This is a genomic window from Stenotrophomonas sp. TWI587 (genome assembly GCF_039674145.1).
Lineage (GTDB): Bacteria > Pseudomonadota > Gammaproteobacteria > Xanthomonadales > Xanthomonadaceae > Stenotrophomonas > Stenotrophomonas maltophilia_AY.
This window is the reverse complement of record NZ_JBDJMW010000004.1, coordinates 96,096-117,126: the sequence shown is the minus strand read 5'-3', so window position 1 is coordinate 117,126 and position 21,031 is coordinate 96,096. Positions and strand designations below refer to the sequence as shown.

21 protein-coding genes are annotated in these 21,031 nt (G+C 67.0%); 18 read left to right on the top strand and 3 right to left on the bottom strand.

Annotated features, from left to right (window positions below; genetic code table 11):
- Positions 1–60 precede the first annotated feature (60 nt).
- The 9 genes from ABE464_RS08135 to ABE464_RS08095 all read left to right on the top strand — a co-directional run bounded on the left by ABE464_RS08135 (position 61) and on the right by ABE464_RS08095 (position 9,341).
- Entirely contained in the window at positions 61–1,020 is a 960-nt protein-coding gene (locus tag ABE464_RS08135; protein WP_346471529.1) for an acyl-CoA desaturase, read from the top strand.
- A 1-nt stretch (position 1,021) separates the two neighbouring features.
- The gene (locus tag ABE464_RS08130; RefSeq protein ID WP_346471528.1) at positions 1,022–2,302 is read left to right on the top strand and encodes an FAD-dependent oxidoreductase; all 1,281 of its coding nucleotides are present in this window, start codon (positions 1,022–1,024) and stop codon (positions 2,300–2,302) included.
- A complete protein-coding gene (locus ABE464_RS08125) occupies positions 2,299–3,066 on the top strand; it encodes a DUF1365 domain-containing protein (RefSeq protein WP_346471527.1) in 768 nt (255 codons plus the stop codon). The genes ABE464_RS08130 and ABE464_RS08125 overlap by 4 nt, the downstream gene beginning before the upstream one ends.
- A complete protein-coding gene (locus tag ABE464_RS08120) occupies positions 3,063–4,319 on the top strand; it encodes a cyclopropane-fatty-acyl-phospholipid synthase family protein (protein ID WP_346471526.1) in 1,257 nt (418 codons plus the stop codon). Before ABE464_RS08125 ends, ABE464_RS08120 begins: the two co-directional genes overlap by 4 nt.
- A gap of 1 nt (position 4,320) precedes the next feature.
- Positions 4,321–4,878, top strand: a complete 558-nt coding sequence (locus ABE464_RS08115) for a DUF2878 domain-containing protein (RefSeq protein ID WP_346471525.1) — start codon at positions 4,321–4,323, stop codon at positions 4,876–4,878.
- The gene (locus ABE464_RS08110; protein WP_346471524.1) at positions 4,875–5,672 is read left to right on the top strand and encodes a DUF1295 domain-containing protein; all 798 of its coding nucleotides are present in this window, start codon (positions 4,875–4,877) and stop codon (positions 5,670–5,672) included. The genes ABE464_RS08115 and ABE464_RS08110 overlap by 4 nt, the downstream gene beginning before the upstream one ends.
- Positions 5,669–6,742, top strand: a complete 1,074-nt coding sequence (locus ABE464_RS08105) for a class I SAM-dependent methyltransferase (protein WP_346471523.1) — start codon at positions 5,669–5,671, stop codon at positions 6,740–6,742. The genes ABE464_RS08110 and ABE464_RS08105 overlap by 4 nt, the downstream gene beginning before the upstream one ends.
- Positions 6,743–6,770: 28 nt before the next feature.
- On the top strand, positions 6,771–7,307 hold the full coding sequence (locus tag ABE464_RS08100) for a lipocalin family protein (protein ID WP_259260518.1): 537 nt from the start codon (positions 6,771–6,773) through the stop codon (positions 7,305–7,307).
- Between the two features lie 144 nt (positions 7,308–7,451).
- Positions 7,452–9,341, top strand: a complete 1,890-nt coding sequence (locus ABE464_RS08095; protein ID WP_346471522.1) for an RpoH suppressor — start codon at positions 7,452–7,454, stop codon at positions 9,339–9,341.
- Between the two features lie 67 nt (positions 9,342–9,408).
- On the opposite strand, the gene ABE464_RS08090 is transcribed toward ABE464_RS08095, so the two are convergent.
- Complete coding sequence (locus tag ABE464_RS08090) at positions 9,409–10,806, bottom strand: short-chain fatty acyl-CoA regulator family protein (protein WP_346471521.1); 1,398 nt, start codon at positions 10,804–10,806, stop codon at positions 9,409–9,411.
- Between the two features lie 84 nt (positions 10,807–10,890).
- Between ABE464_RS08090 and ABE464_RS08085 the strand changes: the two genes are divergently transcribed.
- The 5 genes from ABE464_RS08085 to mmsB are packed head-to-tail and all read left to right on the top strand — an operon-like array spanning position 10,891 to position 16,441.
- Entirely contained in the window at positions 10,891–12,396 is a 1,506-nt protein-coding gene (locus tag ABE464_RS08085; RefSeq protein ID WP_346471520.1) for a CoA-acylating methylmalonate-semialdehyde dehydrogenase, read from the top strand.
- Positions 12,397–12,421: 25 nt separating this feature from the next.
- Positions 12,422–13,588 carry an acyl-CoA dehydrogenase family protein gene (locus tag ABE464_RS08080; protein WP_070474374.1) on the top strand — a complete coding sequence of 389 codons (1,167 nt, stop codon included), beginning with the start codon at positions 12,422–12,424 and terminating at the stop codon, positions 13,586–13,588.
- Positions 13,585–14,382: an enoyl-CoA hydratase gene (locus ABE464_RS08075; protein ID WP_346471519.1), complete on the top strand. Its 798-nt coding sequence runs from the start codon at positions 13,585–13,587 to the stop codon at positions 14,380–14,382. Before ABE464_RS08080 ends, ABE464_RS08075 begins: the two co-directional genes overlap by 4 nt.
- Positions 14,379–15,554: an enoyl-CoA hydratase/isomerase family protein gene (locus tag ABE464_RS08070; protein ID WP_070474376.1), complete on the top strand. Its 1,176-nt coding sequence runs from the start codon at positions 14,379–14,381 to the stop codon at positions 15,552–15,554. The genes ABE464_RS08075 and ABE464_RS08070 overlap by 4 nt, the downstream gene beginning before the upstream one ends.
- Positions 15,551–16,441, top strand: a complete 891-nt coding sequence (mmsB, locus tag ABE464_RS08065; RefSeq protein ID WP_346471518.1) for a 3-hydroxyisobutyrate dehydrogenase — start codon at positions 15,551–15,553, stop codon at positions 16,439–16,441. Before ABE464_RS08070 ends, mmsB begins: the two co-directional genes overlap by 4 nt.
- A 96-nt stretch (positions 16,442–16,537) precedes the next feature.
- Here mmsB and ABE464_RS08060 read toward each other — a convergent pair whose 3' ends face one another.
- A complete protein-coding gene (locus ABE464_RS08060; RefSeq protein ID WP_346464218.1) occupies positions 16,538–16,963 on the bottom strand; it encodes an organic hydroperoxide resistance protein in 426 nt (141 codons plus the stop codon).
- Positions 16,964–17,073: 110 nt separating this feature from the next.
- On the opposite strand from ABE464_RS08060, the gene ABE464_RS08055 reads away from it, so the two are divergent.
- Complete coding sequence (locus tag ABE464_RS08055; RefSeq protein WP_346471517.1) at positions 17,074–17,922, top strand: AraC family transcriptional regulator; 849 nt, start codon at positions 17,074–17,076, stop codon at positions 17,920–17,922.
- The gene (locus tag ABE464_RS08050; RefSeq protein WP_346471516.1) at positions 17,919–18,233 is read left to right on the top strand and encodes a hypothetical protein; all 315 of its coding nucleotides are present in this window, start codon (positions 17,919–17,921) and stop codon (positions 18,231–18,233) included. The genes ABE464_RS08055 and ABE464_RS08050 overlap by 4 nt, the downstream gene beginning before the upstream one ends.
- A gap of 14 nt (positions 18,234–18,247) precedes the next feature.
- Here ABE464_RS08050 and ABE464_RS08045 read toward each other — a convergent pair whose 3' ends face one another.
- Positions 18,248–19,204, bottom strand: coding sequence for a cation transporter (locus ABE464_RS08045; RefSeq protein WP_346471515.1), 957 nt, complete (start codon positions 19,202–19,204; stop codon positions 18,248–18,250).
- Positions 19,205–19,373: 169 nt separating this feature from the next.
- On the opposite strand from ABE464_RS08045, the gene dusA reads away from it, so the two are divergent.
- Both dusA and ABE464_RS08035 read left to right on the top strand, forming a co-directional pair.
- The gene (gene dusA, locus ABE464_RS08040) at positions 19,374–20,390 is read left to right on the top strand and encodes a tRNA dihydrouridine(20/20a) synthase DusA (protein ID WP_346471514.1); all 1,017 of its coding nucleotides are present in this window, start codon (positions 19,374–19,376) and stop codon (positions 20,388–20,390) included.
- Between the two features lie 212 nt (positions 20,391–20,602).
- Positions 20,603–20,971: a hypothetical protein gene (locus ABE464_RS08035; RefSeq protein ID WP_313208862.1), complete on the top strand. Its 369-nt coding sequence runs from the start codon at positions 20,603–20,605 to the stop codon at positions 20,969–20,971.
- Positions 20,972–21,031 lie beyond the last annotated feature (60 nt).

The following is a 21,031-nucleotide window of genomic DNA, read 5'->3' as shown; positions in this document are numbered from 1 at the left end:
CGTGCATCCAAACGTCACGCCCTGCCGTATCTCCTGTTAACGCCTCAGGAGAAGCGAGACATGTCGGACATCCCCACCCCGGACGCAGGACGCACCGTACAGCCACGTCGCTGGGCGACGTTGCTGCGCTGGTTCGACACCAGCACGGATGCGGCTGTTGCGACGGACCAGCCGCAGCGCGTGGACTGGGTGCGTGCGATTCCGTTCGCGGCGATGCACCTGGCCTGCCTGGCGGTGATCTGGGTAGGCGTGTCCTGGGTCGCGGTAGGCGTGGCGGTCGCGCTGTACGCGGTGCGCATGTTCGCGATCACCGCCTTCTACCACCGCTACTTTTCCCACCGCACCTTCCAGACGTCGCGCGCCGTGCAGTTCATCTTCGCGTTGATCGGCGCCTCCAGCGTGCAGCGCGGCCCGTTGTGGTGGGCCGCGCATCATCGCAATCACCATCGTCATACCGATACCGCCGCCGATCCGCATTCGCCCTCGGTGCATGGCTTCTGGTGGAGCCACATGGGCTGGTTCCTCACGGTGGAAGGCTTCCGCACCGACTGGTCGCGCATTCCCGATCTGGCCAGGTACCCGGAACTGCGCTGGCTGGACCGCTTCGACACCTTGGTGCCGGTCGCGCTGGCCGCGGCATTGTTCGGCCTGGGCGCGCTGCTGGAGCGCGTCGCGCCGTCGTGGGGCACCAGCGGTGGGCAGATGCTGGTGTGGGGGTTCTTCATCTCCACCGTCGTGCTGTTCCACGCCACGGTGACCATCAACTCGCTGGCACATCGCTTCGGCCGCCAGCGCTTCAATACCGGTGACGACAGCCGCAACAACCTGTGGCTCGCCCTGCTGACCTTCGGCGAAGGCTGGCACAACAACCACCATTTCTTCCCGGGGACTGCCCGCCAGGGCTTCTACTGGTGGGAAGTGGATGTCACCTGGTATGGCCTGCGTGCGATGGCCGCGCTCGGCCTGGTGCGTGACCTCAAACCCGTGCCGGCCTGGGTGCTGGCCAAGGCGGAGCACTGACATGCGGATCGCCGTGATTGGATCGGGTATCGCCGGCCTCTCCAGTGCGTGGTGGCTGAGCCAGCAGCACGAAGTGACGCTGTTCGAGGCCAACGACTACCTGGGGGGCCACACTCATACGCATGAGGTGGAGGTCGATGGCCGCACGCAGGCGGTGGACACCGGCTTCATCGTGTTCAACCCCGCCCACTACCCATTGCTGACCGGCCTGTTCGATGAGCTGGGTGTGGCTTCGCAGCCGACCACGATGAGCTTTTCGGTGCACAGCGAGCGCAGCGGGCTGGAGTACAACGCGACCTCGCTGGACACGCTGTTCTGCCAGCGTCGCAATCTGGTCTCGCCACGCTTCTGGGGCATGCTGCGCGACCTGCGCCGGTTCTACCGCGAGGCACCGGCGCTGCTGGACAGCGACGATGAGGGCCCTTCGTTGGGCGATTTCCTGGCCGATGGCGGCTATGGCCGTACCTTCATCGACGAACACCTGCTGCCGATGGCCTCGGCGCTGTGGTCGTCGCCGACGGCCAGCCTGGCCGCCTTCCCGGCGCGCTACCTCGTGCAGTTCATGGCCAACCACCAGATGCTGCAGATGACCGGGCGCGCGCCGTGGCGCGTGGTCCAAGGCGGCTCGGCGCGGTATGTCGAGGCGCTGCGCCGCCGCTGGCAGGTCCGCGAACGGCTGGAGTGCCCGGTGTTCGGCGTGGAGCGCCACGAGCATGGTGTGCGCGTTCACAGCGCTGCCGGGTTGGAAGGCTTCGACCAGCTGGTGCTGGCCTGTCACAGCGACCAGGCACTGGCCTTGTTGTCCGATGCCGATCTCACCGAGCGCGCGGTATTGGGCGCGATCCGTTACCAGCCCAACGAGGTGGTGCTGCATACCGACGCCAGCCTGCTGCCGCGTGACCGCAAGGCCTGGGCCGCCTGGAACGCGCATGTGCCGCGCGACCCAATGGCGCCGTGCACGGTCAGTTACTGCATGAACCTGCTGCAGGGCATCGATACGCCCACGCCCTTGGTGGTCACGCTCAACCGCAGCGAGGCGGTCGATCCGGCCACCGTGCTGCGTCGCCTGCAGTACGCCCACCCGGTGCACGATCACGCGATGGTGCGCGCCCAGCAGCGCTGGGCCGAGATCCAGGGCCATCGCCGTACCTGGTTCGCCGGCGCGTACTGGGGCTGGGGCTTCCACGAAGATGGCATCCGCAGTGCCCGCCGCGTGGTCGATGCATTGCAGGCGTTGGACGCCGAGTCCTACTGGCCACTGGCCGAGGCACTGCCGGCATGACCGCCAGTGCGATCTATCGCGGCTGGATGCGCCATCGGCGGCACGCGCCGCACGCGCACGCGTTTGGCTACCCGATCGCGCAGCTGCTGCTGGATCTGGACGAACTGCCGCGCCTGTTCGAGCGGCGCTGGCTGTGGTCGGTGGGCCGTCGCAACGTGGTCGAGTTCCGCCGCAGCGACTATCTCGGTAAGCCCGATCAGTCGCTGGCCGATGCCGTGCGTGCACGCATCACCGAGGCCTTGGGCCGCGCGCCTGCCGGCCCGATCCGCCTGCTTACGCATCCGCGCTACGCCGGCCATGTGTTCAATCCGGTGAGCTTCTACTACTGCTACGCCGCCGATGGCACCACGCTGGACAGCATCGTGGCGGAGATCACCAACACGCCGTGGAAGGAGCGCCACGCCTACGTACTGCCGGTGGCGCAGGCCGATGCCCAGGGCCGCGCGCTGTGCTGGTCCTTCGACAAGCAGTTCCACGTCTCTCCCTTCATGCAGATGGACTGCGAGTACCGCTGGCGCTTCACCGCGCCGGGCGATGACCTGCACGTGCATATGCAGGTGTGGAGAGAGGGCGTGTGCCAGTTCGATGCCGACCTGGTGATGCAGCGCCATCCGCTCACCGGTCGTGGCCTGGCGGGCGTGCTGCTGCGTTACCCGCTGATGACCCTCAAGGTGGTGGCCGCGATCCACTGGCAGGCGCTGCGCCTGTGGCTCAAGCGCAACCCCGTTCACGACCATCCTTCGCTTGCTGGAAAATCCCCATGAACGACATGACACGCGCGGTGGCCGTGCCGCAACCGTCCGCCCTTGAAGGGTTCCTCCGCGGGCGCCTGCTGGCGCAGCTGGCACCGCTGCGCGGTGGGCATCTGCGGCTGCGCGATGCCGTGGGCGATGTGGTGATCGGCGATCCCGACGCCACGCCCCAGGTGACGGTCTGGGTGGACGACCCCGGTTTCTACCGCGCGGTGGCCGCACAGGGCAGCGTGGGTGCAGGCGAGGCCTACATCCGCGGTGACTGGCGCTGCGATGACCTGGTCGCGCTGGTGCAGCTGCTGGTGCGCAATCGGGATCTGCTCGATGGCATGGAGGGTGGCCCGGCGCGCATCGGCGGCTGGCTGCTGAAAGGCTGGAACCGGCTGCGCCGCAACACGCGCGAAGGCAGCCGCCGCAACATCGCCGCGCACTATGACCTCGGCAATCCGTTCTTCTCGCTGTTCCTGTCGCCGGACCTGATGTACTCCTCGGCGCTGTATGCCAGCCCGGAAGACACGCTGGAGGCGGCGTCCGAGCGCAAGCTGGCCCGCATCTGCGAGCAGCTGCAGCTCACCGCGTCTGATCGCGTGGTCGAGATCGGCACCGGCTGGGGCGGCTTCGCGCTGTACGCGGCGCGCCATATCGGCTGCCACGTCACCACCACCACCATCTCGGTGGAGCAGTACACGCTGGCCAGGCAGCGGGTCGAGGCGGCCGGGCTGCAGGACAAGGTCACCCTGCTGCTCAAGGATTACCGCGATCTGGAGGGCCAGTTCGACAAGCTGGTGTCCATCGAGATGATCGAGGCGATCGGCGCACAGTACCTGGACACCTACTTCGCCACGCTTACCCGTTTGCTCAAGGATGACGGTCTGGCGCTGCTGCAGGCCATCACCATCGAAGACCAGCGTTACGAGCAGGCGCGGCGCAGCGTCGATTACATCAAGCGCTTCGTGTTCCCCGGCAGCTTCATCCCCTCGATCAACGCCATCGTCGCCGCCAAGACCCGCAGCAGTGACCTCCAGCTGATCGGCCAGCATGATTTCGGCCCGTCGTACGCGCTGACGTTGCGCGCGTGGCGCCAGCGCTTCATGGCCCAGCTGCCGGCCGTGCGCGCGCAGGGCTTCGATGCGGGCTTCATCCGCATGTGGGAGTTCTACCTGGCGTATTGCGAAGGTGGCTTCCTGGAGCGCTCCATCGGCGTTTCGCACCTGTTGATGGCGCGTCCGGGCTACCGGCCCGCGCTGATTGCCGGGGAGGGCTGAAGTGCTGCGTTTCTGGGCCAACGTGATCGGCAACCAGCTGGTCTGGCTGTGCGCCGTGATCGGCGCCGGTCATGGGCTGCGCTGGCCCGCGCTGGTGGCGGCGGCCGTGTACGTGAGCAGTGAGCTGGCGCTGTCGGCGCAGCCGTCGGTGGAGTTGAAACTGATGCTGGTCGCGATCGGCTGCGGCTTGGTCGTCGACGGGCTGGCTGGCGCCTCCGGCTGGGTGCTGTACGCGGCCGGCAATGATCCCGCGTGGATCGCCCCGGTCTGGATCCTCGCGCTGTGGGCCGCGTTCGCGATGACGCTCACGGTGTCATTCGCGGTGCTGCAACGGCATCTGGCGGTTGCCGCGCTGGTCGGTCTGCTGCTGGCGCCGCTGGCGTACCTGTCCGCCGCACGCGGCTGGTCGTCGGTGGTGTTCGCTGCACCGCAGTGGCACGGCGTGCTGCTGCTCGGCCTCGGCTGGGCGATCGCGCTGCCGGTGCTTGCGGCGTGTGCCCGTCATTGGCAGACCCGCGCGGTACCCCTCGCCACACTTGCTCCAGGAGACACACGATGAAGATGCTGTGGGTGGTGTGGCTGTATGCCGCCGTGATGATGACCTGGGGCTGGTGGTGGCAGCGCCGGCACCAGAACATCGGGGTGGTCGATGTGCTGTGGGCCAAAGGTGTGGGCGCGTCTGCCCTGTTGCTGGCTCTGCTCGGCGATGGCGCGTCGATGCCGCGGATCGCGCTGGCGGTGCTGGGCGGGCTGTGGGGCTCGCGTCTGGCCCTGCACCTGTGGCACCGCGTGCGCAGCGAGCCCGAGGACGGCCGCTACCAGCATCTGCGCAAGCACTGGAACGGCCATCAGGGAAAGATCTTCGGCTTCTTCCAGTTCCAGGCCCTGCTGATCGTGCTGTTCGCACTGCCGTTCGTGGCGGTGTCGGTGAATCCGGCACCCCAGGGCTGGGGCTGGCTGATCGCCGCGGTGGCGATGTGGCTGCTGAGCGTGGGCGGCGAATCGCTGGCCGACCGTCAGCTGGCGCGCTTCCGCGCCGATCCGGCCAACAAGGGCAAGACCTGCCGCGATGGGCTGTGGCGCTACTCGCGGCATCCCAACTATTTCTTCGAATGGCTGCACTGGTTCACCTACGTGCTGCTGGCCGTGCAGTCGCCGTTGTGGTGGTTGGCCTGGTCCGGCCCGCTGGTGATGTACGTGTTCCTGCGTTGGGTCAGTGGGATTCCCTTCACCGAGGCGCAGGCACTGCGCTCGCGTGGTGAGGATTACCGCGAGTACCAACGCACCACGCCGATGCTGTTTCCGTGGTTCCCCTCCCGTTCGTCGCCTGCCCGCAAGGAATCTTCCCCATGAATGTTGCCAGTGACCGTCTTCCGCTGCCGGACTACGCACCGGGCCTGACCGGCCTGGCCGAACGCGGGGTGCTGCCCGACGCGCTGTTGCGGCTGGGCATCCGCCGCCAGTGCGAGCAGCGCCTGCGCGAAGAGCTTGCCGGCGGCCAGCAGGTCCAGTCGCAGCGCTTCGCCGCGCGCATCGCCGGGCTGGCCAGCAGCGCGGTCGCGTTGCACGTGGATGCGGCCAATCGCCAGCACTATGAAGTTCCGGCCGAGTTCTTCCACCGCTGCCTCGGCAAGCGTCTGAAGTACAGCAGCTGCTACTACGCCACCGGCACTGAAACGCTGGACGAGGCCGAAGAGGCGATGCTCGCGCTGTACGGTGAGCGCGCACAGCTGGCCGATGGGCAGCACATCCTGGAACTGGGCTGCGGTTGGGGGTCGCTGACGCTGTGGATGGCCGAGCGCTACCCGAACGCGCAGATCACCGCCGTCTCCAACTCCAACAGCCAACGCGAGTACATCCTGGGGCAGTGTCGTGCACGTGGCCTGATCAACGTCACCGTGCTGACCCGTGATGTGAATCACCTGACGCTCGATGCCGAGACCTTTGATCGCTGCGTCTCGATCGAAATGTTCGAGCACATGCGCAACTACCCGCAGCTGTTGCAGCGCATTCACGCGTGGCTGCGGCCGGAGGGCAAGCTGTTCGTGCACATCTTCGTGCACCGCACGCTGATGTACCCGTTCGAGACCGAAGGCGATGACAACTGGATGGGCCGCCACTTCTTCACCGGTGGCCTGATGCCGGCAGCCGATACCCTGCTGTTCTTCCAGCAGCATCTGCAGCTGCAGCAGCGCTGGCTGCTGGATGGTACCCACTACGAGCGCACCGCCAACCACTGGCTGGCCAACCAGGACCGTGAGAAAGACGCCGTGATGGCGGTGCTGCGGCAGACCTACGGCGATGCCTCGGCCGCGTTGTGGCACCAGCGCTGGCGCATGTTCTGGATGGCCTGCGCAGAGTTGTTCGGCTACCAGCAGGGCCAGCAATGGCAGGTGGCCCATTACCTGTTCAACCGTCCGTGATCACCCCACGTTCCTGGAGGAAGCCGTCATGTCCATCCGTGCTCTCGTTCCCCTGCTGGTTGTCGGCATGATGCTCGGCGGCTGCAGCGGCAACACCCGTCCGATCCCGCCCGTCGCGCATGTGGACGTGCCGCGCTTCATGGGCGACTGGTATGTGATCGCCCACATCCCCAGCCGGCCCGAGCGTGAGGCGTTCGATGCGGTGGAATCCTACGCACTGCGTCCGGACGGCCGCATCCAGACCACCTTCCGGTATCGCAAGGGCAGCTTCCAGGCACCGATCAAGACCATGCACCCGGTCGGGACGGTCAAGGAAGGCACCGGCGGCGCCATCTGGGGCATGCAGTTCATCTGGCCGATCCAGGCCGAGTACGTGATCGTGGATCTGGATCCGGATTACAAGCAGACCATCGTCGGCCGCAGCAAGCGCGACTACATGTGGCTGATGGCGCGCACCCCGACCATCTCCGATGCGGACTATCAAGCGGCCATGACCCGCATCGCCGCGCTCGGCTACGACCTGTCCCAGGTACGGCGCGTGCCGCAGTCCGGCAACGCCGAATAAGCCGTTCCGTGCCGCGCTTCTCAGGCGCTGAGAAGCGCGCAGGCGATACTGTTCCCATCGAACTCCCCGGTGCCTGCCTTGTGGCGGGCACCGCTGGAGAGGGTGCGTGGATCGGCCACGCACGGGCGGACAGAGGGCGGCAACGTGGCGGACAAGTACTGCGATCTGGTCATGAAGGGCGGCATCACCAGCGGCATCGTGTATCCCAACGCGGTGTTGTCGCTGGCCAGTGAGTACCGCTTCAAAAGCATCGGCGGTACCTCGGCCGGGGCCATTGCCGCTGCCGTGGCCGCGGCAGCCGCGCTGGGCGATCGGCGTCGCCAGGTCGGGGAGCCGGTAGCGGCCGCGGTGGGCTTTCCGGGGCTGGCCGAGGTGTCGGCGCAGCTGTCACGGCAAGGCTTCATCCACAGCCTCTTCCAGCCGGCGTATGGCGCGCGTACCGCGTACCGCCTGCTGGTGATGTTGACCGGCAAGGCCGGCCTGCTGCGCAAGATCGCCTGTCTGCTCGCCGCGGTATTTGCGATCGCGCCACTGGAGGTACTGCTGTCGCTGGCCGGCCTGCTGGGCATCGGCTACCTGGCCGGTGGCATCGACGGCATCTGGGCGACGTTGCTGCCGTCGCTGCTGTGCGCCTACGGCGCGGGTGTACTGGCCTCGGCGCTGCGCGTGGCCCGGGTGGCCCGGCGTAATCTGCTCGGCCTGTGCAACGGCAGCACCCAGCCGAATGCCTCCGCGCCGGCGTTGACCGATTGGCTGCACACCCAGCTGCAGGCCTTGGCCGGCAAGCCGCTGGAGCAGCCGCTGACCTTCGGCGATCTGCATACGGCCCCACGCTATCCCGGCGAGCCCAGCGGCGCGCATGCGATCACGCTGCAGATGATCACCACCTGCGTGTCGCACAGTGAGCCGCGCACGCTTCCGTTCAACGCGGCGCACTTCTGGTTCCTGCGCGAGGAGTTCGCGCAGCTGTTTCCCGCCAGCGTGGTCGAGTGGCTGGTCGCGCGCGCTGGCGCACCAGAGCGGGTCGATGGGCGCGACTACTACCGCCTGGTCGATGGCGAGGACCTGCCGGTGCTGGTCGCCACACGGATGAGCCTGAGCTTCCCGCTGCTGATCAGCGCGGTGCCGCTGCATGAGCCGGCCCGTCGCGAACGTCGCTGCGAGCCGGTTGCCGATGCCGAACCCCGGCGCGACAACACCAACGTCGCCGACAGCATGGAAGGGCTCACCAGTGGTGGCCAGAGCTGCGGCCCGGTGATCACCGCGTTCCGCGTGTGCTGGTTCTCCGATGGCGGGATCAGCAGCAACTTCCCGATCCACCTGTTCGATGCCGCGTTGCCGCGCTGGCCCACGTTCGGCATCAATCTGGTCTACGCGCAGTCTGCCGACGCCGTGAGCGTGGTGGCTGAGGGCGACGCGCATGCGCGCGCGGAGCAGGCCGTGTTCCTGCCCACCGAGAACCGCCATGGCTGGCAACGCACCTACCAGTCCATCGCGCAGCCGATGGCCGCGGCGGAGATGTCCGGTTTCCTGTTCTCGATCGTGTCGACCATGCAGAACTGGCGCGATGTGCTCCAGGCGCGTGCGCCGGGCTACCGCGACCGCATCGTGCATGTCGCGCTGGAGGGCGACGAAGGCGGCATGAACCTGGACATGCCACAGGCTGTGCTCAGCCGCATCGCCGACAAGGGCAGTATCGCCGGGGAGCGCTTCTGCGATTTCTCCTTCGCCAACCACTACTGGATCCGCTGGCGCAATCTGGCCTCGGCCTACCAGCGCTACACGCTGGATGTGGCGCGCACCGATGACCCCGCACAACGCGTGGCGGCATACGAAGCGGCGTATCAAAGTGTGGCCACCGGCACGCCGGTACCGCCGTCGTACCGCTTGAGCTCGGAAGACAAACGCCGCGAATCGCAGCAGTTGTGGCGGCACATGGTCGAGCAGGGCCAGACCTGGGAAGACCTCGGGCCGGACCTCACCGACGGGGCGCCACGGCCGCTGCCGCAGATGAAGGTCACGCCGATTTACTAGACCGGCGTCCTTCAACCCGGTAGGTGCCGGCCGTTGGCCGCCACGATCCAACCGCGACCGGGCCGCATCACCCACGCCCCGGCAGCTGCGGGAACGCGCGCTGCATGCAATCCTCGCGCGGGCACACGCGGCAGCCTGGGCCGATCGAGACCGAGTTGCCCGGGCTCTGGATATCCAGCCCGCGCGTGTAGATCAACCGCTCGGCATGCTGCAGATCGCAGCCCAGCGCCACCGCGAAGGTCTTGCGTGGCTGGCCATGCCCGATCGGCCCACTGCTCACCTGCCGCGCCAACCAGAAGTGACGACGCCCGTCCGGCATGCGCGCGGTCTGGGTCAATACACGCCCGGGTTGGTTGAAGGCTTCGTACACGATCCACAATGGGCACGAGCCACCCACCTGCGAGAAGTGGAAATCGGTGGCCGAATGCCGCTTGGAGACATTGCCCGCACGGTCCACGCGGATGAAGAAGAACGGCAGGCCGGGCGCACTGCGCCGCGCCAGCGTGCTCAAGCGATGGCAGACCGCTTCGAAGCCCACGCCGAAGCGATGGGCCAGCGCATCGATGTCGTAGGCACTGTGCTCGGCGGCGCGCAGGAACTGCGCATACGGCATCACCAGCGCGCCGGCGAAGTAGTTGGACATGCCGATCCGCGCCTGCGCGATCTGCTCTGCCTCGCCAAACCCCGCGCGTGCGATCACCGCATCGATCTGCGCCGCATAGCCGAGCAGGGCCAGCTCGGCCGCCATCTGGAACGCCTGCTGGCCCGGCTCCAGGTAGTCGGGCAGCCACAAGGTGCGGCTGCCGCCGTCGTAGACGCGCTTCTCGCGCCCGGCCTGCAGCGGCCCCACTTCCACCAGCACGCCGTGGCGGTCGGCCAGCAGCTGGCGCAGTCGCGGCGCCACATGCCCGGCTACCAGCCCCCATTCGCCGAACAACTGCTCGGCCAGGTCATCCAGCTCGGGGATGTGGTTGTGCATGCGGTTGAAGAAATCGCGCACCTGGTCGCCTGCGGGCAGCGCCTGCCCGGCGTGCACATCGCCCAGCTGGAACTCCAGCGCGGCGGCATGTTCGCGCAGCATCAGGTGGCGGCGGTGCAGGTCGAGCAGGGCGCGGCTGATCTGCGGCAGGTTGCCGGCCATCGCGCGCAATTCGGTGCTGCTGACATCGGCCAGGCCCAGGTCGCGCAGGGTCTCGCCCAGCGATTCCTGCAGCGCGCCGGGATCATCGACCTCGAACAGCTCGCTGACGTCGCCCAGCACCTCCCGCAGCTTGCCCTGCACTGCCGGGGTCAGCGGCCGCTTGTTGCGCTCGATCTGGTTCAGGTAGCTGGCCGACAGCCCCAAGGCCTTGGCCAGCGCCAGCTGGCTGTAGCCGCGCTGCTCGCGCAGCTTGAGCAGGCGCAGGCCGATCTGGCGTTGGACGGGCTGGCTATTCACAGAATTCACAAGAATCGTAGCGGGCATTGGCCAGATTAAGCGTATACAGGCCGGAAATCGAGGGTGGCACTGTGAATAATGCCAACAACTTTCGACCCGCCGGGATTGTCCATGACTGTTGCAGCGCCCCGTATCCGCATGTTGATCGATGGCCAGTTCATCGAATCGACCAGCTCGCATTGGCAGAACGTGGTCAACCCGGCCACCCAGGACGTCCTGGCCCAGGTCCCATTCGCCACCCCCAGCGAAGTCGACGCCGCCGTCGCCTCGGCCAAGGAAGCGTTCAAGACCTGGCGCAAGACCCCGATCGGCACCCGTGCGCGCATCTTCCTGAAGTACCAGCAGCTGATCCGCGAGAACATGAGCGAGCTGGCGCACATCCTCAGCGCCGAGCAGGGCAAGACCGTGCCGGATGCCGAGGGCGATGTATTCCGTGGCCTGGAAGTGGTCGAGCATGCCGCCGCGATCGGCAACCTTCAGCTCGGTGAGCTGGCCAACAACGTGGCCAACGGCGTGGACACCTACACCCTGCTGCAGCCGCTGGGCGTCTGCGCGGGCATCACCCCGTTCAACTTCCCGGCGATGATTCCGCTGTGGATGTTCCCGATGGCCATCGCCACCGGCAACACCTTCATCCTCAAGCCGTCCGAGCAGGACCCGATGGTCACCATGCGCCTGGTCGAACTGGCGCTGGAAGCAGGTATCCCCAAGGGCGTGCTGAACGTCGTGCACGGTGGCGAAGACGTGGTCAACGCGATCTGCGATCACCCGGATATCAAGGCGGTTTCCTTCGTCGGTTCCACCCGCGTCGGCACCCACGTGTACAACCGCGCCTCGCTGGCCGGCAAACGCGTGCAGTGCATGATGGGCGCCAAGAACCACGCCGTGGTGCTGCCGGACGCCAACAAGGAACAGAGCCTCAACGCGATGGTCGGTGCCGCTTTCGGTGCGGCCGGTCAGCGCTGCATGGCCGCCTCCACCCTGGTGCTGGTCGGCGAAGCACGCGAGTGGGTGCCGGACCTGGTGGCCAAGGCCAAGACGCTGAAGGTGAGCGGTGGCAGCGTCGCCGGTACCGATGTCGGCCCGGTCATCTCCTGCGCCGCGCGTGAGCGTGTCGAAGGCCTGATCGCCTCGGGCGTGGAGCAGGGCGCCAAGCTGGTGCTCGACGGCCGCAACCCGCAGGTCGATGGTTTCGAGAAGGGCAACTTCGTTGGCCCGACCATCTTCGCCGGTGTCAAGCCGGGCATGCGCGTGTACGACGAAGAAATCTTCGGGCCGGTGCTGGTCATCCTGGAAGCGGACACGCTGGAAGACGCCATCGAACTGATCAACGCCAACCCGAACGGCAACGGCACCGCGCTGTTCACCCAGTCCGGTGCGGCCGCCCGCAAGTTCCAGGAAGACATCGACGTCGGCCAGGTCGGCATCAACGTGCCGATCCCGGTGCCGGTGCCGCTGTTCTCGTTCACCGGCTCGCGTGCCTCCAAGCTCGGTGACCTGGGCCCCTACGGCAAGCAGGTGGTGATGTTCTACACCCAGACCAAGACGATCACCTCGCGCTGGTTCGATGACGAGACGCTGGGTCATGGCGTCAACACCACCATCAGCCTGAAGTAAGCAACAGCAACAACGGAGTTCGACCATGAGCCACTCGATGACGACGGAACTCGACGAAGCGCAGCAGGCCTATAGAGAGGCAGCGCGTGACTTCGCCCAGGCCGAACTGGCGCCGCACGCCGCGCGATGGGATGCGGAGGGCATCTTTCCGCGCGAGGCGATCGCCAAGGCAGGGGAACTCGGGTTCTGTGGGTTGTACATGGACCCCGAGGTCGGCGGCAGCGGCTTGAGCCGTCTGGACGCCGCCGTCGTCATCGAGGAGCTCGCCAATGTGGATCCGTCCACGGCGGCCTATGTCAGCATCCACAACATGGCGTCGTGGATGGTGGCCAAGTGGGGCCAGGAGAGTCTTCGTGCCGAATGGGGTGCAGACCTCTCGTCCGGTACCAAGTTGGCCTCGTACTGCCTGACCGAGCCGGGTGCCGGCTCGGACGCAGCCTCGCTGAAAACCAGCGCGGTGCGTGACGGTGATCACTACGTATTGAACGGCTCCAAGGCCTTCATCTCCGGCGCCGGTGCCACCGAGCTGCTGGTGGTGATGGCGCGTACGGGCGGTCCAGGCGCGGGTGGCATCAGCGCGATCGCGGTACCGGCCGATCTGCCGGGCATCAGCTACGGCCGCAAGGAAGAGAAGATGGGCTGGAACAGCCAGCCGACCCGCGGCATCGCGTTCGAGAACGTGCGCGTGCCGGTCAGCCATCTGCTCGGCGAGGAAGGCAGTGGTTTCAAGCTGGCCATGAAGGGTTTGGACGGCGGCCGCATCAACATCGCCGCCTGTTCTCTCGGCGCTGCCCAGGGCGCACTGGATGCCGCCCGCCGCTACATGGGCGAGCGCCGTCAGTTCGGCAAGGCGCTGTCCGAGTTCCAGGCGCTGCAGTTCAAGCTGGCCGACATGGCCACCCAGCTGGTCGCCGCACGGCAGATGGTGCACACCGCCGCGCGCAAGCTCGATGCCGGTGCCAGCGATGCCAACGTGTGGTGCGCGATGGCCAAGCGCTTCGCCACCGATGCCGGCTTCAACATCTGCAACGACGCGCTGCAGATCCACGGCGGCTACGGCTACATCCGTGAATACCCGATTGAACGGCTGCTGCGCGATTCGCGCGTGCACCAGATCCTGGAGGGCACCAACGAGATCATGCGTGTGATCGTGGCCCGCCACCTGCTCAACACTGAAGAGGAACTGCGATGATGGAGTGGCGCCAGCATGATCATGTCGGCCTGAAGGTCGAGGCCGATGGCCACGTCGCGGTCATCACCCTCAACAACCCGCCGGCGCATACCTGGACCGTGCACAGCCTGTCCGCGCTGCGCGATCTGGTCGGCGCGCTCAACGCAGACCGCGATATCTACGCGTTGGTGATCACCGGCGATGGCGAGAAGTTCTTCTCCGCCGGTGCCGACCTCAAGCAGTTCGCCTCCGGCGACAAGGCGGCCGCCCGCGAAGCCGCACGTCGCTTCGGCGAAGCCTTTGAAGCGCTGTCCGGGTTCCGTGGCGTGTCCATCGCCGCGATCAACGGCTACGCGATGGGCGGCGGTCTGGAATGCGCGCTGGCCTGCGACCTGCGCATCATCGAAGAACACGCCCAGGTGGCGCTGCCGGAGGCCACCGTCGGCCTGCTGCCATGCGCCGGTGGCACCCAGAACCTGCCGCGTCTGGTCGGCGAAGGCTGGGCCAAGCGCATGATCCTGCTCGGCGAGCGCATCGATGCGGACACTGCACTGCGTATCGGCCTGGTCGAACAGAAGGTCGGCAAGGGTGAAGCCAAGGCGCTGGCCCTGGCATGGGCGCACAAGGCGGGCAAGCAGAGCCCGACCAGCATCGCCGCGTGCAAGACGCTGGTGCAGGCCACCCGTACCGGTACCCACGCCTCGGCGCTGGTGGCCGAGCGCGAGGCCTTCGTCGATCTGTTCGACAGCGCCGACCAGGCCGAAGGCGTGAACGCCTTCCTGGAAAAGCGCGCCGCACAGTGGAAGAACGCATGAGCACCGCCGTCGCCAGCGACGAGGCACCGGTGCTGTTCGAAGAGCGCGCCGCCGCCAATGGCACGCGCATCGGCATCGCCACGCTCAACGCAGCGCGCACCCTCAACGGGTTCTCGCTTCCGATGGCGCACCTGCTGCGCGAGCGGCTGGAGGCCTGGGCCGTTGATGACGGCATTGCGCTGGTCGTGCTGCAGGGCGCGGGCGAAAAAGCCTTCTGCGCCGGCGGCGACCTGCACAGCCTGTACCGCAGCATGGTCGACTACCGCGAGAGCGGAAAGACCGACATCCGCGACAACGCCTACGCCGCTGAATTCTTCGACGTGGAGTACCGCGTCGACTACGCGATCCACACCTATCCCAAGCCGATCCTGTGCTGGGGCCATGGCATCGTCATGGGCGGTGGTATCGGCCTGATGTCCGGCGCCAGCCACCGTGTGGTCAGCGAGCGCTCCAAGCTGGCGTTCCCGGAAATCACCGTCGGCCTGTTCCCGGACGTGGGCGGCAGCTGGCTGCTGCCGCGCGTGCCCGGCCACGGCGGCCTGTTCCTGGCCCTGACCGGTGCACCGCTCAACGCCGGCGATGCGATCTACGCCGGCCTGGCCGATATCCACATCGCCGAGGCACAGCGCGAGACCGTGTTCAACGCGCTGGCGGACGTGCACTGGAGCCGCGAGGCCAAGCGCAACCACGAACAACTGACCGCGCTGCTGCAGCAGCACGCCAGCGATGCGGCCACCGGTCCGCTGCTGCGCAATGCCGCCACCGTGGATGCGCTGTGCGCCGGTGACGACGTCGGCGCCATCGTCGAGGCCATCCTTGCCCTGGAGACCGAGGATGCCTGGCTGAAGACCGCGCAGGCCACACTCGCCGCTGGTGCACCCGGCTCGGCCCGGCTCGCGTTCGAGCTGCAGCACCTGGCCGAGGGCGCCTCGTTGGCCGAGGTCTACCGCATCGAATACATCGCAGCCCTGCACGCGGCCGCCCATGGTGACTTCGCCGAAGGCATCCGCGCGTTGCTGATCGACAAGGACCGCAACCCGCAGTGGCAGCCGCGCACCCTGGCGGACGCCACAACCGAGTGGGCCCGCACCTTCTTCGTTTCGCCGTGGTCCGATGCCGCGCATCCGCTGGCCGACCTCGGTGCCACCGTCCCTGAAAGGAGCCACGCATGAGCCGTATTGCATTCATCGGGTTGGGCAACATGGGTGGCCCGATGGCCGCCAACCTGGCCAAGGCTGGTCACGCCGTGCGCGTGTTCGATCTGGTGCCCGCCGCTGTGCAGGCCGCCGTCGATGCCGGCGCCACCGCCGCCAGCTCGGCGCTGGATACGCTGACCGGGGCCGAGATCGTCATTTCGATGCTGCCGGCCAGCCGCCACGTGGAAGGCGTGTACCTGGGTGATGACGGCCTGCTCGGCGACATCCCGGGCGGCGCGCTCATCATCGATTGCAGCACCATCGCCCCGGCCACCGCCCGCAAGGTCGCTGAAGCGGCGGCCGCACGCGGCCTGCAGATGCTGGATGCGCCGGTCTCCGGCGGCACCGCGGGTGCACAGGCCGGCACGCTGACCTTCATCGTCGGTGGCGAAGCCGAGGCACTGGAGCGTGCGCGCCCGCTGCTGCAGGCGATGGGCAAGAACATCTTCCACGTTGGTGCCAGCGGTGCTGGCCAGGTCGCCAAGCTGTGCAACAACATGGCGCTGGGCGTGATCATGGCGGTGACCGGTGAATCGATCGCGCTGGGCGTCGCACACGGGCTGGACCCGAAGGTGCTCTCGCAGATGATGGCGGTCAGCACCGGCCGCAGCTGGGCCACCGAAGTGTGCAACCCGTGGCCCGGCGTGCTGGAAAACGCCCCGGCCTCGCGCGGCTACAGCGGCGGTTTCGGCAGCGACCTGATGCTCAAGGACATGGGCCTGGCAGTGGAAGCAGCGATGAGTGTCGGCGCCTCGATCCCGCTGGGCGAGCTGGCCCGCAACCTGTATTCGATGAATCACCAGGCCGGTCGCGGCAAGCTGGATTTCTCCAGCGTGGTGCAGCTGATCACGCACGACAAGTAAGGGAACAAGATGCATCCCGTGGGCACGCCCACGGGATCCACCGCGGTGGGATGGGCGGTTGCCAGACGATCAAGTCCGGCAGCCGCCCATTTTTTTTCAGACCACCGTCAGCGTCACGTCGATGTTGCCGCGGGTCGCGTTCGAGTACGGGCACACGATGTGCGCCTTCTGCACCAGCGCTTCGACCTGCTCGCGCGGCAGGCCCGGGACCGAGATCTCCAGCGCGACTTCGATGCCGAAACCGGTCGGGATCTGGCCGATGCCGACCTTGCCGGTGATCGCGGTCTCGGCCGGCAGGGCGACCTTGGCCTGGCCGGCCACGTACTTCAGCGCGCCCAGGAAGCAGGCCGAGTAGCCCGCGGCGAACAGCTGCTCCGGGTTGGTGCCCGGGCCGCCCGCACCGCCCAGCTCGCGCGGGGTGGAGAGCTGGATGTCCAGCACGTTGTCGGAAGAGACGGCGCGGCCGTCGCGGCCGCCGTTGGCAGTGGCCTGGGCGGTATACAGAACGTTGGCAATGGACATGGGAATCTCCTGCGGAGTGAAAAGGGTGGGCCAGATGGCAGGTGTACTGTGCGCGCCCGCATCGTACTTGTGGCAACATTTCGTCCAGAAAACTTGATCTGGAGTCCGCCATGGTCGACCGACTGCAATCCCTGCTGGACCGTTTCGCGGTGTCTGCCGAGGTCTTCCACGCGGGCGCGCTGTGCGGCATCAACGATCTGCCCGGCGATGGCGAGCGTGGTCAACTGCATCTGATCCGCGAGGGCCATGTACGCGTCGAGCACCCGGATGGCAGCACGCTGCAGATCACCACGCCCAGCGTGCTGCTGTACCCGCGCCCGCTCGCGCACCGCTTCGTCACCGATGCCACGCGGGGCGCGGATTTCGCGTGCGCCAACCTGCAGTTCGAAGGGGGCGCCAACAACCCGGTCGCCGCTGCGCTGCCGCCGATCGTGTGCCTGCCGCTGGAGGGCTTGTACGGCGGCCAGCCGGTGCTGTCACTGCTGTTCGAAGAAGCCTTCGCGCAGCGCTGCGGCCGCCAGGCGCTGCTGGATCGTCTGTTTGAAGTCGTGCTCATCCAGATCCTGCGCGCGCTGATGGAAAGCGGTCAGATCCGCGTCGGCCTGCTCGCCGGCATGGCCCATCCGCGCCTGCGTCACGCGCTGGTGGCGATGCATGAAGCGCCCGCCGACGAGTGGACGCTGGAGTCGCTTGCGCAGCGCGCCGGCATGTCACGCAGCGCCTTCGCCGACAGCTTCCGCGACACCATCGGCAGTACGCCCGGTCATTACCTGCAGGGCTGGCGCACCCGCCTGGTGCAGCAGGCGCTGCGCCGCGGCCATCCGCTCAAGCGCATCGCCGTCGATGTGGGTTACGGTAGCGAAGCCGCATTGTCGCGCGCGTTCAAGGCGCAGACCGGGCAGTCGCCGCGGCAGTGGAAGAACATGCTCAACCCCATGGAATCTCCCGAGCGCGCATGACCTTGGAAAACTCAATGATGTTCAACGTTGTTGCCGTGGTGGCAGTCGCTTCCGTCTCCATCTACCTGGGGTTGTTCTATCGCTTCGTGCGCACGTTCAGACGCCGGCATCCAGACATGTGGAAGCGGCTGGGCTGTCCCGAAACCTTTGGAGTGCAGGGGCAGGTGACGCATCTCTGGATCATTCTCGGCCTGGAAAAGAGCGCGCCCTTGAAGGAACTGGGTGACATGCGCCGTGACGCGGCGATCCTCCGCATCCTTCTCGTAACACAGGTGCTTGCCTTTCTTACACTCGCAGTGCTCACCGGTTGACGATCCGGCATCGCTCAGATCGCCCACTCCCGATCCGTCGTGAACAGGATCGTCAGCCACCGATCCGGCGACTCCTCACCCAGCGCCTCGCCGATCTCATCGCGCAACCGATCCCACTCGATCAGCGCCCGCGGTGGATCATCGGCGCGCACCACGAAGAACAGCTCGATCTGCTCACCGCGCCCGACCTTGGCCACGTAGCTGCGGAATTCCAGGAAGCCGTGCCTGGCCACGATGTCGCGCGCGACCTCGTCCACATGGGTCTGCAGATCCAGCGGGGTGATCAGCAGAATGTCCGACAGCGCCTGGCGTACCGTACCCATGGGGGCCACCACCACGAACAGGCAGACCACCAGCAGGATCGCCGGATCGATGTAGGGCACCAGCCACGCCCACTGCGTGCCGCCCAGTACATAGCCGCCGAGGAAGGCGACCAGATAGGCGGCTGACATGCTCGCCGCGACCACCCAGTTCTTCGCATCGAGTGCGATGAAGTCCGAGCCGATCGACCGGTTCGCCCGGCGTACGAACAGCGCCAGGCCGGTTTCGGCCACGATTGAGATCACCGCGAACAGGATCGCCGGCCCGAGCGCGATCTCGCGCCCGCCGGACATCAGTGCATCCACCGCATTGACCGCGGCATACAGCGCCGCGCCGATCATCAACGTGCCGCTGACCCCGAGCACGATCGGTTCCAGATGCCAGAAGCCCATGGTGAAGCGCTGGTTCAAGCGCGATTGCAGGGTATCCACGTGAGTCGAGAGACTGATCAGGCGCACCACCAACAACGATAGCCAGGTCATCACCACGTCGATCAGGCCGTAGATGCCGTCGAAGATGATCAGCGAGGAGTTGGCCAGCAGGCCGAACGCCACGGCCGCGGCGGCCATCGCCAGCGATGCGGCGATCGACAGGCGCAGGACGCCTTGTTCGGTGGTGGGGTCGAAGCTGGGCAGGCGGAGTGCGGGCATGGATGCCTGGGAGGGACGTGCAGAGCTGCATTGTCTACTGCCGTCGTTGCAGGCGTGTACTGCCAGTGCGCATTGGCGCCCGCAGCGGCTCTCGGGCAGTGTTCATGGGAAGTGGGTAAACTATTGATTGCGCTGGCAATGCCAGTGAATCCAGATAGCCCCGCGCCCCATGACCCAGCCCGCCACCGACGCCGCCGCGCGTTACGCCGCCTCCCTGCGCCTGTCCGTCGCCCCGATGATGGACTGGACGGACCGCCATTGCCGGTATTTCCACCGGTTGTTGGCGCCGGGCGCACGGCTGTACACCGAGATGGTGCACGCCAACGCGGTGATCCACGGCGACCGTGAGCGCCTGCTGGGCTTTGACGGCAGCGAGCATCCGCTGGCCCTGCAGCTCGGTGGCAGCGATCCGGCCCTGCTGGCCCAGGCCGCCCGTATCGCGCAGGAATGGGGCTACGACGAGGTCAACCTCAACTGCGGCTGCCCGTCCGACCGCGTGCAGGCCGGGCGCTTCGGCGCCTGCCTGATGCGCGAACCGGCCCTGGTGGCCGAGTGCGTGGGTGCGATGGTCGCGGCGGTGGACATCCCGGTCACGGTCAAATGCCGACTGGGCGTGGATGACGACAACGACTACGAAAAATTCGTGAACTTCGTCGATCAATCGGCCAATGCCGGCAGCGCGATGTTCGTGGTGCATGCCCGCAACGCGTGGCTGAAGGGCCTCTCGCCGAAGGAAAACCGCGAAGTGCCCCCGCTGCGTTACGACTGGGCGCACCGTCTCAAGGCCGACCGTCCGCAGCTGCAGATCGTCCTCAACGGCGGCCTGGCCACGGTCGAGGCCGCGCAGGCCCAGTTGCCGGCGCTGGATGGGGTGATGCTGGGCCGTGCCGCCTACCACGACCCCTACGTGCTGCATCAGCTGGAGGCCGCCCAGACCGGTGCCCCACTGCAATCGCGCGAGGCACTGCTGCGCGCCATGCAGCCCTATGTCGAGGCCCAGCTGGCCCGGGGGCTGGCGCTCAAGCACATCACCCGCCACCTGCTGGGCCTGTTCCATGGCCAGCCGGGCGGCCGTGCCTTCCGGCAAATCCTGAGCGAAGGCTCGCACCGGGTCGGCGCCGATTGGAGCCTGATCGAGCAGGCGCTGGCGGTGACCCGTGCCCAGGCGGAGCGCGTCGCGGCGTGAGGCGCGTCACCTTGTCAGCTTGACAAGCATTCCGGTTTAGCCGCCAATGTTCACTTAGATGAACAAAGCGGGGAGGCAGGCGGAAAAGTTCAGACCGGATTCACTGGCTAAAACCAAGAATTCGCTAAAGATTCGTAAAGCGCCGGCCCAGGCTGGCGGTTGCCGATTCACAACTTTTGAACGTTTAGCCGCGCTCCGCTAGGATCAGACCGATGTTCTCCGTGACCCGCCACCGCCGCATTGCCGCCTTCGCCCTTCTGGCGACGGGCGCAGCTGCCTCCACCAGTGCGTGGGCGCAGATGCCGCCGCCGGAAGCGGCCCGTGCCGAGATGATGCGTACGGCCGAACGCGGCGGTCCACAGGAGCGCTCGCTGTCCGATGCCGTGCGTCGGGTGCAACGTACTACCGGTGGACACATCCTCGGTGCCGAGCGCGTGCCCTTCGATGGGCGCGACATCAACCGGGTGAAGTACATGGATGATCGCGGTCGCGTCCGCTATATGGACGATCCGGCGACATCGCGTTCACAGCCCCGCACGCCGCGCTCGGATATGTCATCACTACGCGGCGATAACCCCTGAACAGGGATAGTTGTCCGCAGTCATCTGCATTACCCACTGGCCCCAAGGGGCCATACCCAG

Excerpts from the sequence above, each read along its gene's own strand:
- ABE464_RS08050 (WP_346471516.1), top strand. The coding sequence starts at position 17,919 with ATGACCTTGGAAAACTCAATGATGTTCAACGTTGTTGCCGTGGTGGCA.
- mmsB (WP_346471518.1), top strand. The coding sequence starts at position 15,551 with ATGAGCCGTATTGCATTCATCGGGTTGGGCAACATGGGTGGCCCGATG.
- ABE464_RS08100 (WP_259260518.1), top strand. The coding sequence starts at position 6,771 with ATGTCCATCCGTGCTCTCGTTCCCCTGCTGGTTGTCGGCATGATGCTC.
- ABE464_RS08075 (WP_346471519.1), top strand. The coding sequence starts at position 13,585 with ATGATGGAGTGGCGCCAGCATGATCATGTCGGCCTGAAGGTCGAGGCC.
- ABE464_RS08045 (WP_346471515.1), bottom strand. The coding sequence starts at position 19,204 with ATGCCCGCACTCCGCCTGCCCAGCTTCGACCCCACCACCGAACAAGGC.
- ABE464_RS08070 (WP_070474376.1), top strand. The coding sequence starts at position 14,379 with ATGAGCACCGCCGTCGCCAGCGACGAGGCACCGGTGCTGTTCGAAGAG.
- ABE464_RS08085 (WP_346471520.1), top strand. The coding sequence starts at position 10,891 with ATGACTGTTGCAGCGCCCCGTATCCGCATGTTGATCGATGGCCAGTTC.
- ABE464_RS08060 (WP_346464218.1), bottom strand. The coding sequence starts at position 16,963 with ATGTCCATTGCCAACGTTCTGTATACCGCCCAGGCCACTGCCAACGGC.
- ABE464_RS08110 (WP_346471524.1), top strand. The coding sequence starts at position 4,875 with ATGAAGATGCTGTGGGTGGTGTGGCTGTATGCCGCCGTGATGATGACC.
- ABE464_RS08135 (WP_346471529.1), top strand. The coding sequence starts at position 61 with ATGTCGGACATCCCCACCCCGGACGCAGGACGCACCGTACAGCCACGT.
- ABE464_RS08105 (WP_346471523.1), top strand. The coding sequence starts at position 5,669 with ATGAATGTTGCCAGTGACCGTCTTCCGCTGCCGGACTACGCACCGGGC.
- ABE464_RS08130 (WP_346471528.1), top strand. The coding sequence starts at position 1,022 with ATGCGGATCGCCGTGATTGGATCGGGTATCGCCGGCCTCTCCAGTGCG.
- ABE464_RS08055 (WP_346471517.1), top strand. The coding sequence starts at position 17,074 with ATGGTCGACCGACTGCAATCCCTGCTGGACCGTTTCGCGGTGTCTGCC.
- ABE464_RS08080 (WP_070474374.1), top strand. The coding sequence starts at position 12,422 with ATGAGCCACTCGATGACGACGGAACTCGACGAAGCGCAGCAGGCCTAT.
- ABE464_RS08090 (WP_346471521.1), bottom strand. The coding sequence starts at position 10,806 with ATGCCCGCTACGATTCTTGTGAATTCTGTGAATAGCCAGCCCGTCCAA.
- dusA (WP_346471514.1), top strand. The coding sequence starts at position 19,374 with ATGACCCAGCCCGCCACCGACGCCGCCGCGCGTTACGCCGCCTCCCTG.
- ABE464_RS08120 (WP_346471526.1), top strand. The coding sequence starts at position 3,063 with ATGAACGACATGACACGCGCGGTGGCCGTGCCGCAACCGTCCGCCCTT.
- ABE464_RS08035 (WP_313208862.1), top strand. The coding sequence starts at position 20,603 with ATGTTCTCCGTGACCCGCCACCGCCGCATTGCCGCCTTCGCCCTTCTG.
- ABE464_RS08125 (WP_346471527.1), top strand. The coding sequence starts at position 2,299 with ATGACCGCCAGTGCGATCTATCGCGGCTGGATGCGCCATCGGCGGCAC.